Raw genomic sequence first — 18395 nt, 5'->3', positions numbered from 1 at the left:
TAATATAATTCAAAACTAAAATGCAACAAGTAACAGAAATTCAGGCTGTTGATTTTCAAAAACAAATTGACGCCCTTACTGCAAAGGTTTCCATGCTGGAAGGTATGAATCAAGATCAATTATCAATCGCGGTTGTATCAGGTGATTTTGATAAAATTTTGGCTGCTATGGTTATTTCTCTCGGAGCAGCTGCAATGGATACAGAAGTAAAATTATTCTTTTCATTTTGGGCCCTTGCCGCTTTACGTGATCCTAAAAAAACAGTTTCGGGAAAGAATTTTATTTCTAAAATGTTTGGCGTTATGCTTCCTAAAGGAAAGGAGAAATTGAAATTATCGAATATGAATATGTGCGGAATGGGACCACGAATGATCAAATCGATAATGAAAAAGCATGGTGTTCTTTCTTTGGAAGAAATGTTTAAACAAGCTGGTGAGTTTGGTATCGAAATTACTATTTGCGAGATGTCGATGGATTTGATGGGAATAAAAAAAGAAGAATTGATTGATTATCCAAATATGCGTTTTGCAGGTGCTGTAACATTTGCCGGAGATATGGGTGAGAGCACATCACAGTTATTTATATAAAGAGAATTTTTTTAATTATTAAAATTTAAGATCATGACACAAGAAGAATTATTGGAAATAAAAGCAGATACATCTGTAGATGCACGTGGAACTTCATGTCCCGGACCACTATTAGCTGCCAAAAAAGCAATTGGAACTATTGATAAAGGTCAAATTATGGAGATTCTTTCTGCCGATGAAGGTACAAGAAATGATATTCCAAAATGGTGTAACAAAAAAGGGTTCGAATGTTTAGGAACACTGGAAGAATCAGGATTTTATAAAATTTATCTAAAAAAATAAAGATGGGAGCGGAAAAAGTAAATAAAAGCCCGAAGATTTTGGTTTTTTCAACAGAAAAAATCTCCGATCCGGCCATTGATATGGCGGGCTTATTGAAATTACATTATCCGCCTACTGTCTATACCATCACAGTTCCTTGCTCAAGTGGAATCAAATCAAAGTGGATTTTACATGCCCTTGAGCAAGGGTTTGATGGTGTATTTATAGCTGCTGATGGAACCGACTGTCCATATGGTGAATCTTGTGTCGATAAAACCGGTCAGCTTGTAGGTGCAACTCAAGAACTTTTAAAGCAAAAAGGAATGGATCCAGCTCGTCTTAAAATGGCGGCCATATGTTCTGTGTGCAGTGAGCCATTCGTAAAACATGTAAAGAGTTTTACTAATTATTTAATGAATTCTTCAAACTAAGCAGAATGTCGGAAAAGAAAATATTAGAATATGATGTTCTTGTTGTAGGCGGTGGTATTTCCGGCGGAGAAGCGGCTCTTAATCTCGCAAATCTTAATTATAAGGTTTTGGTGGTAGAGAAAGACTTATCTCTGGGTGGAAAGATGATTGCACTTAGCAAGGTATTCCCAACTCTGGATTGTGCGGCTTGTATCACTACTCCCAAAGTATCTGAAATATCCAGACATCCCAATATTACGATCATGTTTAGTGCTGAGGCTAAGAAGATTGATAAAATTGGAGAACATAATTTTGAGGCTCACGTACATCAAAAACCAAGATATGTAAATATAGAGGACTGTACAGCATGTCAATTGTGTGAGAAAGCATGTCCGGTTAGTGTAATAGACGAATATCAACAAGGTTTGGTGGGGCGTAAAGCTGCTTTTATTCCATTTAGTATTGCGAGTCCTCGTGCTGCAGCTATCGATATTGTAAATTGCACTTTGTGCGGAGCATGTGAAAGAGTGTGCCCCACAGGATGTATTGATTTTACACAAACAGACAATGACTTTATTGTTAAGGCGAAAGCCGTAGTTGTGGCTACCGGTTTTAACTTGTTTGATCCGCTTAAAATTCCGCGTTACGGTTACGGACAATATAAAAATGTAATTACTTCCATGCAAATGGAACGACAACTTGCTCCAACCAGACCCTTTAATACCATTTTGAGACCTGGTGATGGAAAAATGCCGGATAATATCGCATATGTACTGTGTACAGGTTCACGCGATAAATCGGTTGGTAACCCAATTTGTTCCCAGGTATGTTGTATGTATTCCATAAAGCAAGGTCAATTGTTAATGGGATCGCTGCCAATGGCTGATGTGACCATCTATTACTTGCATATCAGAGCATTTGGAAAAGGCTTTAATGAATTTTACGATCAGTCTAAAGATATGGGGGTAGAATTTATTAAAGGTAAAATTGGTAATATCACTGAGAAAGAAAACGGAAACTTAATTCTAAGATATGAAGATATTGAAGAAGGTAAGGTGAAGGAAGCAGAACATGATATGGTTGTACTTTCAGTGGGGGTGATGTCTAATTCTGAAATTTCTGATTCTTTCCAAGGTGAATCGTTACGATTAGATGATTATGGATTTATCAATCAAAATGATATTCTGGCCAGTCCTGCTGAAACCAGCATTGATGGTGTATTTGTTGCTGGTACTGCTGCGGGTCCAATGGATATTCCTGATTCAATATTGTCAGCAGGTGCTGCTTCGGCAGAAACTACAAGCTATTTAAGGAGGGCATCGCTATGAAACGTCTATGCCAAGGATATTTTGACATACAGGGAGATGATTATTTCAGCATGGTAAGTTCTCCCGAAACAAGTTCGGGACAGGCTATATGGCAAAAGTTTAAAATTATAAACATATGAAAAAGAAAATAGGTGTTTACGTATGTCATTGCGGAGGGAATATTTCTGATTACGTTGATGTGGAAAAGGTTCGGGCCGAGATTGAGAAGGATGAAAGCGTTTTTTTATCCAAAACAACTATGTTTGCCTGTGCAGATTCCAACCAGAAGGATATGGTTACAGATATTGCAGAAAAGCAATTGGATGGTGCCGTTGTCGCTTCATGTTCTCCTACATTGCATTTACTTACATTTAGCGCTGTTGCTGAAAGAGCCGGGTTGAATAAATACAATTATATTCATGCAAATATCAGAGAGCAAGCTTCCTGGGCTCATTCTGATGATAAAGTTGGGGCAACCGAAAAAGCAATTCAAATTGTGAAAGCGGCTGTTGCAAAAGTGAAGAGATCGAATGCCCTTGAACCATTTCGGGTAGCGGCGACTAATGCTGTTGCTGTTGTTGGTGCCGGTATTGCAGGGCTTCGTTCAGCAATCCAATTAGCTGAATCAGGAGCTCAGGTTTATTTAATAGAACGTGAATTTTTTGTTGGGGGTAGAGTTGCTCAATGGGATGATTTGTTTGTATCAGATGAGACTGGTAAAGAGTTGATTACCCGTCTTTACGACAAAGCAATGAATCACAAAAATATTACATTATTTACTGGGGCTGAAATTATTGAGAATAGCGGGAGTGTTGGAAATATCTCATTGAAAGTGAGAATTTCCCCCCGCCATATCAAATTAAATTGTAACGAGGGTAATTTAGGGAAAGCCATTGAAGTTTGTCCTGTAGTTGTTCCCGATAAATTTAATTTTAATATTACTACACGGAAGGCTATCTATCACAATTTTCCCGGTGAGTATCCTCAACTTCCGGTAATCGACATAGAGAATTGTACCCGCTGTGGAGAGTGTGAAAAAGTTTGCGAAAATGTTGATTTTAGTCAGAAGGATGAATTTCTAAATATTAAAGTTGGTTCTGTACTTCTTGCAACAGGTTTTGATCCATATGAGCCAAAAAATGACGAATTTGGTTATAAAACTATTGACAATGTTGTTACTCTTCCTCAATTTAAACGTTTGGTTCATTATTGCGATGATAAGCTTGTTTATAAAGGTAAAGAGGTTAAGAATGTCGCTTATATCTATTGTGTAGGCAGTCGTCAGGTTGACGGGGATAATAAATATTGCTCAAGGTATTGCTGCACAGCTGCCATACATGCTGCAATCACTGCTAAAAAGAAATACAAAGATCTGTATAATTTCCATTTTAACAGAGGAATTAGAACCTATGGAAAACAGGAAGTTTTATACGATGAATCTTCTCGTTTGGGGGATATTTACTTGCAGTCATTTGAAGATCATCCACCGGTTGTGTCTAAGGATGGAGATAAGACTATTGTTACTATTAACGATATTTTAACTGCCGATAAAACTTTGGAAGTGGAAGCTGATTTGGTGGTTTTGGTAACTGGTATGGTACCACGTCAGGACAATTCAATTGGCAGCCTACTGAAAATTCCTAAGGGGAGAGATAATTTCTTTAATGAAATTCATATGAAGCTGCGGCCAGTTGAAACAGTAATTGATGGTGTAACCATTGCAGGTGCTTCTCAAGGGCCAAAGAATATTATGGAATCAATGAATTCATCTTTGGCTGCTGCAACCAAGTCTTTTTCATTAATTGCTTCGGGAGAACTTTCTCTTTCACCTACCATTGCCAAAATTGATGTTGATAACTGCCAGTGGTGTGGTAAATGTGATGATGCATGTCCATTTAATGCTTTAGCAAAAACAGATGTTAATGGTAAGGTGGTTGCTGTTGTAAATGAATCTGTTTGTAAAGGGTGTGGAATGTGTATGCCTGTTTGTCCGTCCAATGCAATTGAATTGATAGGATATACTGACAATCAAATTGAAAGTATGATTGACGCTTTAGTATCAACCGATTAAAACTATGAATATGGAAGTTGAAAAAGGTAAAACCGCAAAATATCGGAAAGAAAAGAACCCCGTAGCCAAAGAGGTTATGGAGAACCTTAAATATTTTACAAAAACAAAAAAAATACTGATGGATGCTTTGAAAGAAGGGGATAAAACCGTTCCTCAACTATCCAAAGCACTAAATATACCTGGAGATGAGGTGTTGTATCAGTTGATGAGCTTGATGAAATACGGTTTTGTTGAAACAGGCGGCCTTGATGATATGGACGAATATTTTTATTACAAAATAAAAGACAATGGCAAGGATAAATCCTAAATTCACAACTGAGTTGCAAAGCTATGGCGCTTTTGATACAAACGCATGTTATAATTGCGGGAATTGTACAGCTGTTTGCTCTTTGTCAGACGAAGACAACTCGTTTCCACGAAAAATGGTAAGATATAGTGTACTTGGTTTGGAAAACGAAATTCAAACTTCATTGGAACCTTGGTTGTGCTATTATTGTGGTGATTGCAGTGCAACGTGCCCACGTGAAGCAGAGCCAGGTGAATTAATGATGTCACTTCGCAGATACCTAACTTCAAAATATGATTGGACAGGGCTTTCAGGGATGCTGTATAAATCTCTAAGTACATCTGTTATTGCATTTGTTTTGTTGGCAGTAGGAGTAATTTGGTTTGCATCAAGTCTTAATTTCGAACCTGAATTATTGTTGCATTACGGTCATTATTTTGAGATGTCGGCAATTGGTAGTGTTTTTCTACTGATTTTACTTCCGAATCTTATTCGTATGTGGAATATGGTAATCCGAAAACCAAAGGTGAATGCGTCATTTTCTGCTTATCTAAAATCATTTAGCGAACTAATTGTACACATGTTCACCCAAAAGAGAACATTGGGTTGTGACGATAGCCAGACGCGCTGGTTTCAGCACTTAATTCTTGTAATTGGTTATTTATCATTGCTTTTTACAACGGTGTTTTTGGATTGGTTTGCAACTGACAGCAGTTTTATTCTGGTTTTGGGTTATCTTGAAAGTGCAGTTATTTTTTCAGTAACATTTATTTTCATGATTGGACGCCTTAACAAAAAAACACAGGTGAGTAAAAATTCACATCCAAGCGATTGGTTTTTTGTAATCTGGCTATTTCTAATGGGATTGAGTGCCTTTGTTGTCCGTTTATTTATCGATTTAGATATTTTGGAAACTAATATGTGGATGTATTTAATTCATTTAACCGTTCTTGTGCAGTGGGCTGTTATTATAGTGCCTTTTGGGAAGTGGACACATTTTTTATATCGTTCGTTTGCTATGTATTTTGAGAAATTAAAAAGTCTTTCGGTATCTTAATTAAAATTGTTTTAGCAGGGTAATATTGTTAATGGCTGTTGTTTAAGTAAAGTGTCCTTGGATCTGCTTTTCATTCACTGTACTTTTAATGACGGGAATTAATTTAAAAGTCTTGCTAAAGAATTTCAAGATCGAAAGAATATTGCGGCCTCAAATTAGTTTTCTGATTTGAGGCCAATTTTTTTGTTGGTATTTGTTTTATTTATCTTTACGAAAGGTTAAATCATGAAATAAAAATATTTAATCATGAGAAGAAAACTTGATCAACATTTATTAGATTCAATGAGTAAGAATCTGGGAAATTGGCATGGACCATTTTATTGCAACCGAAAAGATCCACGATTAATTGTTCCAAAATACAATCCGATGTTGGGGTGGACTTTTAATTTTGCAAATCCATATACGTATCTGATTGCGATTGCAATTGTGTTAATTATTGTAGGTTCTCAACTATTTTAGTTGTTCTACATTCATATAAATATCCTTACTCAAAAAGGTTATTCATAATTTTGGTAAATCAATTTTCTCCATGGAATTTGTTTTATATTTAGTTTTCTTAATTGGACACTTGATGATACGATTCCGGCGCTTTCTTATTTTTATCATATTTGTATTTACTACCACAGTCACGTTTGCCCAGTCGGGAGGTAAAACGGTTTCTGAACTTTTCTCGGAGGTAGAAATTTCGAAAAAGGTAAGATTGCTGGGAGATAGATGCTGGAGTTTGCGGGAAATTAATTCTGATTCTGCAATTATTCTTGGGCAGCAGGCTTTGCAATTAGCTATTCAATATGATATAAAAAAAGAATTGCCAAGACTCTACGGGTTTATTGGAGTTGTTCAATTGCACTACTTATACAAAACGAAAGAATCAATTCCATACTTACACCGGGCTTTGGAGTATAGTCTGCAGCAAAAAGACTCAGTGCAGCTGGCTTATTCGTATAACAATTTAGGGGATTTATATTTATTAACTGGAAATATACCGTTGGCCTTAAAATTTTCCGAATATTCATTGCAGATATTCAATATTCTTAATCATTCTGCGGGAAAATCATATGCTTACGTGAATATGGGTCTGGTACATCGTGAGAAGAAAGATTTTGATTTGGCATTGGAATATTTTGAAAAGGCAAAATTATTGTGGAAGGAGTTAGGAAATGAATTGGGGATGGGGTCGGTTACCTTGGAAATTGCACGGACTTACGAGGCAAAAGGAGATCTTGATGTTGCAATGAAATATTATCAGCAGTCTTATCACAAAAGTCTGGGTTCAAGTAATGTAAGATATGCTGCGTTTTGTCTGTCTGGAATGGCTAATATATTGTATCTGAAAAAGGAGTACGATAAAGCATTTGAATATTATCAGAAAGCATTGAAATTAAATCAGGAGCGCAGGCATAATTTTGGTTTGGTTGATGATTATATTGGTTTGGCTCTCATTTATGCTCATAAAAAGGAGCGGACTAAAGCAGAAACTGCTCTTCATAAGGCATTGAATATAGCCAATAAATTAGGATTAAATGCCAAAATCTTAAAAACACATAAAGCATTTGCTGAGCTCTATCAAATTATTGATGATCAGTCCAAAGCGATTGAAAGTTATAATCATTTTTCATTAACGTATGATTCCATTCTTTCTATTCAGCAGTTTGAGATTATTGAAGAGATGCAAAATAGATTTACGATTCGGCAAGCTTTATCCGAAACAGAGCAGGAATTGGAATCCCGAAAATTTCAAGAATCATATTTAGTGATCATTATCATTCTGATGCTGATAATTGCTGTTGTTCTTTATTGGCGCTATCAGTCACAGCGGAAATTAAATCTTCAGTTAGCCGAAATTAATCAGACAAAGGATAAATTATTCTCAGTAATTTCTCATGACTTGAAAAATCCTTTTAATTCGTTAATCGGATTTAGTGAATTATTATTGGAAGATAGTAGAGAAGGTGACTATCAAAATACGGAGAAGTTTGCCGGTTATATTCATCAGTCATCAGTGGAAGGAATGAAGTTGTTAACCAATCTATTGGATTGGTCGAGATCACAAACAGGGGCTATTTCGTATTACCCAACACCAATATCATTTGATCGGCTGTTTGATGAGTTAAACAGTTTTTTTGAATCAGAGCTGCAACAGTATAAAATAAAGATTGAATTCCACAATTTAATTGAAGAAGAGGTTATGGCCGATCCAGATATTCTCCGAGCAATTTTAAATAATTTAATTTCAAACGCCATTAAATACACAAATGAAGGAGGTTTGATTAGATTGGATGCGGCCAGAACAAAATCTCATGTTAATATTAAAATAAAAGACAATGGCACCGGGATGCCGCAGGAAATTATGGATGGATTGTTTGATAATTCAAAAACAACAAATAGTACTCAAGGTCTGCACAAAGAACAGGGTACAGGTTTGGGATTAAGTATTTGTTCCGAATTAATTAGAATTCACAAGGGAACAATTAAAGTGAAAAGCGAATTGGGAAAGGGAAGTACTTTCGAAATTGAGTTTCCTGGTTAAAAAGAAAGAATCATTTTAACATGATATTAGAATAAAATTCAGGAGATTTTCTATGTTTTGCGGCAGACTCGTAAGCCAATTGCGCCAAGAGCAGATAAAGAGAGAAACTGACGACGCTTCATTGATACAGGTTAAGGTTTGGGGGCTTTAATGTATTAAAAAAAGAATTATTTCAGGATTTATGAAGTGGAATTATTTTTAGTGTTGCAGTGAAGTATAAGATAGGTCAATAAGCTTATTTTTAGGCGTTTGGGTGGGGTGTTATTTATTTCATGAAAATACAATCGATTAAGCTATTTGGTGAAAATTGAATACCAATGTTGTTTTTTTTATAACTTGCGTATGTAGTTTGTGTTAATTCAACCTTAATATTGAGCTGCAACGGACAAATAAAACCATGATGAAACAGTATAAAAGTTTAACTTTTCCTGCACTTTTTTCGGAAACGGCAGCGAAATTCGGCAACTGTAATGCAATGGCCCTTGTTGGGCAAACTCCCTTTACTTATAACGAGGTTTATGCAAATATTCAAGCCCTGCTTGCTTTTTTTGAGAAGTTGGGAATTAAACCAGGTGATAAAATTGCTCTGTTGAGTACGAACATGCCTAATTGGGGCATGGCCTACTATGCAACAACTTTTATGGGTGCAGTTGTTGTTCCAATGTTACCTGATTTTAGTCAGTTTGAGATTGAAAATATTTTAAGCCATTCTGAAGCAAAAGCTGTTTTTGTTTCGACAGGTTTGCGCTCTAAAATTGAAAACCTTAAAATTGAAACCTTACAATCGATTATTGCGATTGAAGATTTCAATTTAATTCATACAAATGAATCTTCACCGAAATTTGATCTTTCTGAAAAACCAAAGCAGGATTATCAGGTTTGTGAGGATGATATGGCTGCAATTATTTATACGTCTGGAACAACAGGCAACTCTAAGGGGGTTATGTTGTCTCATAAAAATATCTGCTCCAATGCTATTCTGTCAAAAACAATCCATCCTATAGATGAAACGGATCGTTTTCTTTCAATTTTACCTTTGTCGCACACCTATGAAAATACTTTGGGATATGTGATTCCTATGATTGCCGGTTCCTGTATCTATTATTTAGGAAAAGCTCCCGTGCCTTCATTGTTATTGTCAGCATTTAAAGAAGTGCGGCCAACCATCATGTTTTCGGTTCCATTGATTATCGAGAAGATTTACAGGAGTAAAATTTTACCGTCGATTAATGGGAAAGCCATTACCAAATATTTATATAAAATTCCGTTTTTCCGCAAGAAGCTGAACGCAATTGCCGGAAAAAAATTAATGGAAACCTTTGGTGGTAAATTAACTTTTTTTGGTATCGGCGGAGCTAAATTGAACTCTAAGGTTGAACTGTTTTTGCGTGAAGCAAAGTTTCCCTATGCTATTGGTTATGGATTAACTGAAACGGCACCATTAATTGCAGGATGTGGTCCCGCAATTACTAAATTTCAATCTACAGGGCCTGCTTTAGTCGGAGTTGAGCTGAAAATCAATAATCCTGATCCTGTTACTCAAATTGGAGAAGTATGGGCAAAGGGTGATAATGTGATGATGGGTTACTATAAAGAGCCGGAAAAAACCAAGGAGGTTTTAACAGAAGATGGCTGGTTTAAAACCGGCGACTTGGCAAAAATGGATAAAGACAATTATTTATATATCGAAGGTCGATTGAAAAATATGATTGTTGGATCAAGCGGAGAAAACATTTATCCGGAAGAAATAGAATCGGTAATCAATAACTTTAAACATGTAATAGAGTCTGTAGTTATTGAACAGAAAGGAAAATTGGTTGCAATGGTTCATTTTAATTATGAGGAATTGGAACAGCAATATCAACATCTTAAAAAAGAGGTGGGGAATTATGTCGATGACACTGTTGATGAGTTAATGAAGGAATTACAGGTTTATGTGAATTCACGTGTAAATAAATTTTCGCAGGTTCAGTTAGTGATCGCCCAAATTGACCCATTTCAAAAAACGGCAACGCATAAAATAAAGCGGTTTTTATATCATTAGAAACAAAAAAGACTATTAAGAATAAATTTCACCCCAAATGTTACACCTAACATTTGGGGTGTTTTTTTTATGATCTGAAAATTTCTTGTTCTTTATGTTTTTAGACAGAAATAAGATCTTACTGTAATTGTTATTTAGATGATAATCAGTGTTTAATGGTGGATGATTTGCTTTGGTTTTTTACATTCATAAAATAGATTGTTAGTATCTTGAATTAATATTGATACATTTGTTTCGCGATTTGGCAATATCATATCACTTGATGTAATATTAAAGAGGGAATCCGGTTTGAGTCCGGAACTGTACCCGCAGCTGTAATCTCTATACCAAACTCGGTTGCATGATGCCACTGTATCTTATGGAAGATATGGGAAGGCGCAACAAGAGGGAGAAAGTCAGAAAACCTGCCTAAAAGCAATTTTGTTTAATCGACACTTTCGGGACTAAAAGTAAGATTATGAAGAAAATTACTAAATGTGTGCCTACATGGCATATTATGCGTGGTTCATTATTGCGGAACCAATTTTCCAATTTTAAATCAGTGCAAGATGGCTCTCTGTTCATCTCGTTTTTTGATAAAACGAACTGGTTGAATTTCCAATCAATTAAAGAAGTGATGGTTGAAAAATGCCATTTGCAAAAAATTAATTTTTGGAGTCAGTTTCTATTCCCAATTAATACAATTTAATAATTCAGCTTGTTGTTCGCAACAGGTTAGAATTGATGTACTATAAATTAAAGGCAAACATCCGTTTGAATGCTTTAAAAATAAGATAACATGATAAGTGAAAGAGGTAAAGTGTTTGGAGTGGCCTTAGGTCCGGGAGACCCTGAGTTAATTACGGTGAAAGCTTTGAACTGTTTGAAGAAATCAGAGAAGATTTACTATCCGGCAACGCAATCATCAAAAGGGAATCAGGATAGTTTTTCATTGGTGATTTTGAAACAACTGGATGTAGAAGAGAACAAGTTTGTGCCCATTACAGTGCCGATGAGCAAGGATCGATCGGCGGCCGAAAAAGCATATGCAGATTTGTTTCGGAAAGTGCAGAAGGATGTTAAGGAAGGCAAACAGGTAGCAGTGGTGAGCGAAGGAGATATTTCATTTTTCAGCACATTTTCCTATTTACTTGAAGATTTCAGGAAGAATAGTGTCGATTTTGAGATGATTCCGGGAGTTCCGGCTTTTATTTTGGGAGGATCAGCAGGAAAACTGGCATTGGCAACTCAGAACGATAAATTATTAATAGCTCCGGACATAGAGAATGAAGAGGAACTGAAATCTTTGCTGGAGCAGAACCAAACTGTCGTTTTGATGAAGTTATCAATGGTTCGTGATTGGATTAAAGTGTTCATTCAAAATAGTGATCTGAAGTTCTTTTACGGTGAATATTTAGGAACTCAAAAGCAGTTTACCTGCACCGATATGGAAAGTTTGAAGGACAGGAAGATTCCATACTTCGCCATTTTAATTTTTTACGGAAATAAATAATATATCATGCCAAATAGATTAGGAAAAATAACCGTTGCAGGCCTTGGACCAGGAAGTCCGGATCTGTTTTTAAATCCTGCAATAGATGCAATAAGAGAAGCCGATGTGGTGATTGGATACAAATATTATTTTCAGTTCATAGAATCATTTCTGAAAGAAGGAACAGAATGCATGGATACGGGAATGCGTCAGGAAGTGCAGCGCGCCGAAAAGGCATTTGAATTGGCTGAAACAGGGAAAGATGTTGTTGTGATCAGCTCTGGCGATGCCGGTATTTACGGAATGGCATCGCTTGTTTTCGAGATGGCTGAGAAAACACAATCGAAAGTAGAGCTAAAAGTTATACCTGGGATTTCTGCTTTTCAGGCTGCGGCTGCAAAATTGGGCGCACCGTTAAGTCACGATTTGGTGATTCTTTCCTTGTCGGATTTACTCACCAGTTATGCTTTGATCGAGAAGAGAATAAAGGCAGCTGCTATGGGCGATTTCGTAACTGCAATTTACAATCCCAAAAGCAATAAAAGATATTGGCAATTGTATCGCTTACGCGAACTGTTTTTAGAGGAGAGAGAAGATACTACACCAGTTGCTGTTGTACGCCAGGTGGCTCGTGCCGAGGAACAAATTACCTTGACAAACCTACGCGATTTTGATCCTGAAATGGCAGACATGTTTTCACTGGTGATTGTTGGGAATTCACAAAGCTATATTTCAGGTGATCGGTTTATTACACCACGAGGATACTATAATAAAGAGGAGCAGGAGGGAAGACCGGGTCCTTTGATTATGCAGGAAAGCTTTCGAACCATTGCTGCAGAATTGAAAGAAATGGATTTGCCCTTGGAAACGAAATGGATTCTTTTGCATTGCATTCATACTTCGGCAGACTTTGAATTGGCTGAGATTTTGAAAGTACAGAACAATGCAGCTCCAAAATTAAATGAATACCTCCAAAAAGGAGGTGTAATTATTACCGATGTTACTATGGTTCAGTCGGGAATTCGCAAGAAAGCCTGCGATAGAATGGGCGTTGAGATCAAATGTTATTTGCACGATCCCCGCACCATGGAATTGTCCGAAAAACATGGCATCACCCGTACTCAGGCGGGAATTCGTTTGGCAGCAGAGGAGCATCCGGATGCATTGTATGTGTTTGGAAATGCGCCAACAGCCTTGATCGAATTAACTGACTTAATGAGAAGTAAAAACATTCTACCAGCCGGAATCATAGCTGCTCCGGTTGGATTTGTGAATGTGAAGGAATCAAAACACAGAGTGAAGAGTTTTACAGATTTACCTGCTGTTATTATTGAAGGACGAAAAGGTGGTTCAACATTGGCTGCAACCATTGTGAATGCCATCTTAAGCTTGGAAGACGCTTACGATTTAAAACCCGGGAGAGATGTTTAATTTTTACATCATTGGAATACCCGACCGAATGGAAGTGAATCTCTCTGATGAGGTGAAGGAGGTGCTGCAAAATCATCACTATTTCTCGGGAGGAAAGCGCCACAGAAATTTGGTTGCTTCTTATTTGCCTGAAAATGCCAAATGGATTGATGTCGTTATTCCATTGGAGGGAAGCTTTCTGGTTTACGAGCAGATTGATGAACCCATTGTGGTGATTGCATCCGGAGACCCATTATTTTTTGGTATCGGCAACACGATCAAGTGCCGTTTTCCGGATACAAAAATAAAGGTGTACCCTTATTTCAACAGTTTGCAGTTGCTGGCACATGAGTTTCAATTGGCTTATGGCGAAATGACAATTTGCACCCTGACCGGAAGAGATTGGGTGAATTTGGATCAGGAATTGATTCGGGGTAAAAAATGCATTGGTGTTCTTACCGATAAGAGAAAAACACCGGCCACAATTGCTGCAAGAATGCTGGATGCCGGTTTCGGCAATTACAAGATGATTGTAGGTTCAAAACTGGGAGGAGAAGAGCAGTATTGTACAGAAATTTCATTGCAGGATGTTGTTGAGAAGGACTTTGCTCATCCAAATTGTCTGGTGCTGATTCAGGAGAGGGAGATCAAACGGACATTGGGCATTCACGAGGCTGATTTTCACATTCTGGAAGGCAGGCCAAAGATGATAACCAAGCGAAGCATCCGATTGAATTCCATTTCATTTTTAGAATTGAATGATGCAAAACACCTTTGGGATGTTGGGTATTGCACGGGTTCAGTTTCCATTGAAGCCAAGCAGTTTGCTCCGCATTTGCAGGTGACTGCTTTTGAACGCAGAGAAGAATCCAAGGAGCTATTGAAATTGAATCAACGAAAATTTTGCGTGCCGGGAATAGAAGGCATTCACGGTGATTTTTTCAATATCGATTTGTCTGCAATTAAAAGTCCGGATCGGATTTTTATTGGCGGGCACGGAGGCAAATTGAACGAAATGATGCATCGTTTACATGCTGTTTTGCATGATGATGGAATTCTTGTTTTTAATGCCGTAAGCGAAGCAACCAAGCAGGATTTTCTGCAGGCAGCAAAAGAACTTCAAATGGAGATTACCGATCAGATGATTATACAGCAGGATAATCACAACCCGATTGTAATATTTCAGGCTAAAAAAAGAAATTAACCACAAAGGAAAACGAAGGATAACACGAAGTAAAATAACTAAGAAAAAGCTATTGGCGACAGGCTAACAGCTAAAAGCAAAAATACATGAGCAATACATTCATCATTATCAACAACAGTTTTGCTATGGCAACAGCCGAACGCATTGCTGCAAAAATGGAAGGAAGTACGATTGTTTCCGTTGCCGGATATCCGGGCAGCGATAAAATTTCTTCTTTACCGGATTTTCTTTCAGAATATTTTCAGGTAGCCGATTTGCTGATTTTTATTGGAGCTATGGGCATTTGCATAAGAAGTATTGCTCCTTTTATCCAGAATAAAGCGATAGATCCGGCAGTAATCAATATGGATTTGCATGGAAAATATGTGCAGTCGGTTTTGTCGGGACACAAAGGCGGTGCAAATGAGTATGCTCAGCAAATTGCTGAAATCACCAATGGAACAGCGATAATTACAACAGCAAGTGATACATTGGAACTTTGGGCATTGGATATCTTTGGCAAAAAATACGACTGGGCGAATGAATATCAGAATGCCACTGAGAACGATTTGATTGCTGCCTTTGTAAATCAAAAGAAAACAGCCTTAGTCTTGGAGATGAAAAATGAGGGAACACAGGCCTTACAGGATTCCTGTCCTGATTTTGTGGAAGTTTTCTATCAATTTGATCAGATTAAGCAGGAAGATTTTGAGCTGCTGATTGCTGTGACTCCCGCTTTGTACGAAACAAATATTCCAAGTTTGTTTTTCCGCCCTAAATGCATTGTGGTTGGTACCGGTGCACAAAAAGGAATTAGAGTGGAAGCTTTTGAAAAGGAATTAAGATCCCGGTTTGAGGCGAACCACTTGGCTTTTGCATCCTTAAAAAGCATTCACAGTATCACAGTAAAGGCCAACGAAGAGGCTTACAAACAATTCAGCGAGACCACTAATTTATCCTTCATTACTTACTCTTCCGAAGAATTAAATGAAAAAGAAGGTGAGGTTTCTTATTCAGAGGCAGCGCATCGTGAGGTAGGAGCTGTAAATGTATCCGAGGCATCGGCACTAATTGCAAGTGGTGCGAAAGCCTTGATTCAAACCAAAAGCAAGCATGTTGATGCAAATGGAAAGCATTTTACTTTGGCTCTGGCAATGGATGCAAAACAGGAGCGGAAAGGGGAGATCTTTATTGTTGGTGCGGGACCGGGGGCACCCGATTTAATATCTGTTCGTGGCAAGAGCCTTTTAAAAAGAGCAGATTTGATTTTATATGCAGGAAGTTTGGTGCCAAGGGAATTAACCGATTATGGAAAAGCTTCCTGTGTGATACGGAACTCCGCAGATTTAACTCTCGAAGAGCAGTTTGATGTGATGAAGGAACATTACGACAGAGGAGGTTTGGTTGTACGTTTGCATACAGGTGATCCGTGTATTTACGGTGCCATTCAGGAGCAGATGAACTTTTTTGATCAGCACGAAATGGATTATGAAATTGTTCCGGGTATTTCGTCCTTTCAGGCTGCGGCTGCACGTTTAAAATCTCAATTTACAATTCCGGAAAAGGTTCAATCAATTATCCTGACCCGCGGAGAAGGCCGAACACCGATGCCACCTAGAGAACAATTGGCTGAGTTCGCCAAATTCCAAAGCACGATCTGTTTGTTTTTAAGTGTGACTTTGGTGGATAAACTGCAGGCTGATTTACTGGAAGGATATCCGGAAAACACACCGGTGGCCATTTGTCACAAACTGACCTGGAAAGAGGAGAAGATTTGGAGAGGTGAGTTGAAAGATCTGGCAAAAATTGTGAAGGAAAACAAATTGTCCTTAACGGTGATGATTGTGGTTGGTGAAGCCATTGGAAACCGTAAAAACAGATCATTATTATACGATCCTAAATTTACACACGGCTGCAGAAAGGGAATTGATAATTAGCAATAAATAATTGGGGGAGATGAAAGTATTATTATTCGGGGGAACAACAGAGGGGAAAGCAACTTCTAACTGGTTGGATGATTTGGAGATTTCGCATTTTTATTCGACAAAAACGAGTTCGGGAAATTATGAATCCAGATTTGGACAGCGAATTTGCGGTGCGATGAATGTGGAAGAGGTTTGCATCTTTTGTGCGGAAAATGAAATTGATTTACTGATAGATGCAGCACATCCTTTTGCAGAAGTTTTGCATCATAGTATTGCAGATGCTGCAAATCAAGCGGATTTGCCGGTAATTAGAGTGGAGCGCGATACAGTACCCCGAATTGAAAGCAAATGGATACGGTATCACCACAGTTTGGTATCCGTTTTAACGGATTTACAGTCACAAAAGTATGCAAAAATACTTTCCATGGTTGGTGTAAAAGCCTTACCGGTGATTCATAAAATCGTGCCAAATTCTAATATTTGGTATCGGATTCTTGATTTTCCTTCTTCACTGGAAATTGCCCAAAAGGCAGGTGTTGATATGGAAAAGGTGATTGTTTCGGATGCATTTGAAGGCATGGAATCCATTGAAAATTTGTTGGTTGATGAGGGAATTGAAGCCATGATTACCAAGGAGAGTGGTTATTCGGGTTTGTTGGATCAGAAAATGGATTTGGCGGTAAAACATCAAATTCCATTGTACGTGATTGCCCGACCCAACTTACCCAACTACGATGAAACGATTAGTAATCGGGAAACGCTGCAGAAATATTTGAAGAATCGGTTTGGACTGGAGCGAAAAGAATTGGCGCATGGTTTCACTTCGGGTACTTGTGCTGCAATATCTGCGAAAGCAACCTTAAAACTGTTGCTTGGAGAAGATTTACAACAAAAAGAGCGCATTGCTTTGCCCGATGGTGGAATTTGTGAAATGCAATTGCATCAGAACAGATTCGCGGAAGATTTTGCTTTGTGCTCGGTAGTGAAAAACTCGGGTGACGATCCTGATATTACCGACGGAACGGAGATTGGTGTTCGTTTGAAATGGAATGATGCAAACTGCATTCGATTTGTGAAAGGAGAAGGGGTAGGAACGGTTACTTTAAATGGTTTGGGAATTCCCATGGGCGAACCGGCAGTAAATCCTGTTCCCCGAAAGATGATTGCCTTCGAATTGAAACAAATTCTGGAAGAGTATGATATTGATAGAGGTATTGATGTTTCGGTATTTGTGCCCCTAGGTAAAAAACTGGGAGCGAAGACTTTTAATCCCAAGCTGGGAATTGTTGACGGCATTTCCATCATCGGAACTACCGGAAGAATTAAGCCTTACTCTTTGGAAGCTTATGTGCAAACCATTCAAAAACAGTTGAACTTGGCTGTGCTGAACGGGAACAAACACATTGTGGTAAATTCCGGAGGAAGAAGCGAACGGTATCTGAAAGAGAAGTTTCCTGATTTGGGTGATTTGGCTTTTCTGCAATACGGGAATTTTATTGGCGAAATGCTGCAAACAATTAATGCTTCGGATGCCGAAAAAGTAAGCATGGGAATTATGACTGGCAAAGCGGTGAAATTGGCTGCCGGTAATTTAGATACCCACAGCGGTAAGGTTGTTTTAGACCATGAGTTTTTGATGGATTTGGCCAAAGATTGTGAATATTCTCATGATATGATCCAAAAAATAGGAGAGATAAAAATGGGAAGAGAACTGGAAGAGCTGTTTTCATTTTCGGAAGACGAGCCTTTTTTTAAGGCATTAAAAAGCAAATGCATTGATGTTTGCATGTTGTTAATTGAAGACTACGATTTTGAGCTTCTTTTGATTAGCAATAAAGGGGACATTTTCTAGA

The 18395-nt window shown here is 37.8% G+C and carries 17 protein-coding genes and 1 riboswitch; all 17 genes read left to right on the top strand.

Translation table 11 applies throughout. From position 1 onward, the window contains the following. The first annotated feature begins 20 nt into the window (after positions 1-20). The 17 genes from ACHZAX_RS10230 to cbiD all read left to right on the top strand — a co-directional run bounded on the left by ACHZAX_RS10230 (position 21) and on the right by cbiD (position 18394). Positions 21-587, top strand: a complete 567-nt coding sequence (locus tag ACHZAX_RS10230; RefSeq protein WP_320019038.1) for a DsrE/DsrF/DrsH-like family protein — start codon at positions 21-23, stop codon at positions 585-587. Between the two features lie 33 nt (positions 588-620). Then, positions 621-869, top strand: coding sequence for a sulfurtransferase TusA family protein (locus ACHZAX_RS10225; RefSeq protein ID WP_124994216.1), 249 nt, complete (start codon positions 621-623; stop codon positions 867-869). A gap of 2 nt (positions 870-871) precedes the next feature. Next, positions 872-1279: a hydrogenase iron-sulfur subunit gene (locus ACHZAX_RS10220; protein ID WP_124994215.1), complete on the top strand. Its 408-nt coding sequence runs from the start codon at positions 872-874 to the stop codon at positions 1277-1279. A gap of 5 nt (positions 1280-1284) precedes the next feature. Continuing rightward, positions 1285-2586, top strand: coding sequence for a CoB--CoM heterodisulfide reductase iron-sulfur subunit A family protein (locus ACHZAX_RS10215; RefSeq protein ID WP_320019037.1), 1302 nt, complete (start codon positions 1285-1287; stop codon positions 2584-2586). After that, positions 2583-2705 (top strand): hypothetical protein, encoded by a 123-nt coding sequence (locus ACHZAX_RS10210; RefSeq protein ID WP_320019036.1) that lies wholly within the window; start codon positions 2583-2585, stop codon positions 2703-2705. The genes ACHZAX_RS10215 and ACHZAX_RS10210 overlap by 4 nt, the downstream gene beginning before the upstream one ends. Next, the gene (locus tag ACHZAX_RS10205; RefSeq protein WP_320019035.1) at positions 2702-4636 is read left to right on the top strand and encodes a CoB--CoM heterodisulfide reductase iron-sulfur subunit A family protein; all 1935 of its coding nucleotides are present in this window, start codon (positions 2702-2704) and stop codon (positions 4634-4636) included. Before ACHZAX_RS10210 ends, ACHZAX_RS10205 begins: the two co-directional genes overlap by 4 nt. 10 nt (positions 4637-4646) lie before the next feature. Further along, on the top strand, positions 4647-4943 hold the full coding sequence (locus ACHZAX_RS10200) for a hypothetical protein (RefSeq protein WP_320019034.1): 297 nt from the start codon (positions 4647-4649) through the stop codon (positions 4941-4943). Next, complete coding sequence (locus tag ACHZAX_RS10195) at positions 4924-5979, top strand: 4Fe-4S dicluster domain-containing protein (RefSeq protein ID WP_320019033.1); 1056 nt, start codon at positions 4924-4926, stop codon at positions 5977-5979. Before ACHZAX_RS10200 ends, ACHZAX_RS10195 begins: the two co-directional genes overlap by 20 nt. Positions 5980-6225: 246 nt before the next feature. Continuing rightward, on the top strand, positions 6226-6438 hold the full coding sequence (locus ACHZAX_RS10190) for a DUF5808 domain-containing protein (RefSeq protein WP_320019032.1): 213 nt from the start codon (positions 6226-6228) through the stop codon (positions 6436-6438). Between the two features lie 112 nt (positions 6439-6550). Next, positions 6551-8509, top strand: a complete 1959-nt coding sequence (locus tag ACHZAX_RS10185) for a tetratricopeptide repeat-containing sensor histidine kinase (RefSeq protein WP_320019031.1) — start codon at positions 6551-6553, stop codon at positions 8507-8509. A 400-nt stretch (positions 8510-8909) separates the two neighbouring features. Further along, the gene (locus ACHZAX_RS10180) at positions 8910-10553 is read left to right on the top strand and encodes an AMP-binding protein (RefSeq protein ID WP_320019030.1); all 1644 of its coding nucleotides are present in this window, start codon (positions 8910-8912) and stop codon (positions 10551-10553) included. Positions 10554-10778: 225 nt separating this feature from the next. Continuing rightward, positions 10779-10979, top strand: a riboswitch (cobalamin riboswitch). A gap of 31 nt (positions 10980-11010) precedes the next feature. Then, positions 11011-11241, top strand: a complete 231-nt coding sequence (locus ACHZAX_RS10175; protein WP_320019029.1) for a hypothetical protein — start codon at positions 11011-11013, stop codon at positions 11239-11241. A 90-nt stretch (positions 11242-11331) separates the two neighbouring features. Beyond that, entirely contained in the window at positions 11332-12045 is a 714-nt protein-coding gene (gene cobI / locus ACHZAX_RS10170) for a precorrin-2 C(20)-methyltransferase (protein WP_320019028.1), read from the top strand. Positions 12046-12051: 6 nt separating this feature from the next. Then, a complete protein-coding gene (cobJ, locus tag ACHZAX_RS10165; protein ID WP_320019027.1) occupies positions 12052-13455 on the top strand; it encodes a precorrin-3B C(17)-methyltransferase in 1404 nt (467 codons plus the stop codon). Beyond that, a complete protein-coding gene (cbiE, locus tag ACHZAX_RS10160) occupies positions 13448-14638 on the top strand; it encodes a precorrin-6y C5,15-methyltransferase (decarboxylating) subunit CbiE (RefSeq protein ID WP_320019026.1) in 1191 nt (396 codons plus the stop codon). The genes cobJ and cbiE overlap by 8 nt, the downstream gene beginning before the upstream one ends. 86 nt (positions 14639-14724) lie before the next feature. Continuing rightward, complete coding sequence (gene cobM, locus ACHZAX_RS10155) at positions 14725-16554, top strand: precorrin-4 C(11)-methyltransferase (RefSeq protein ID WP_320019025.1); 1830 nt, start codon at positions 14725-14727, stop codon at positions 16552-16554. 19 nt (positions 16555-16573) lie between these two features. Further along, positions 16574-18394, top strand: coding sequence for a cobalt-precorrin-5B (C(1))-methyltransferase CbiD (gene cbiD, locus ACHZAX_RS10150; RefSeq protein ID WP_320019024.1), 1821 nt, complete (start codon positions 16574-16576; stop codon positions 18392-18394). The last annotated feature ends 1 nt before the right edge of the window (position 18395 follow it).

The organism is Labilibaculum manganireducens (genome assembly GCF_963665805.2).
GTDB lineage: Bacteria > Bacteroidota > Bacteroidia > Bacteroidales > Marinifilaceae > Labilibaculum > Labilibaculum manganireducens.
The sequence above is the reverse complement of the archived record's forward strand: the minus strand, read 5'-3'. Positions and strand labels throughout refer to the sequence as shown.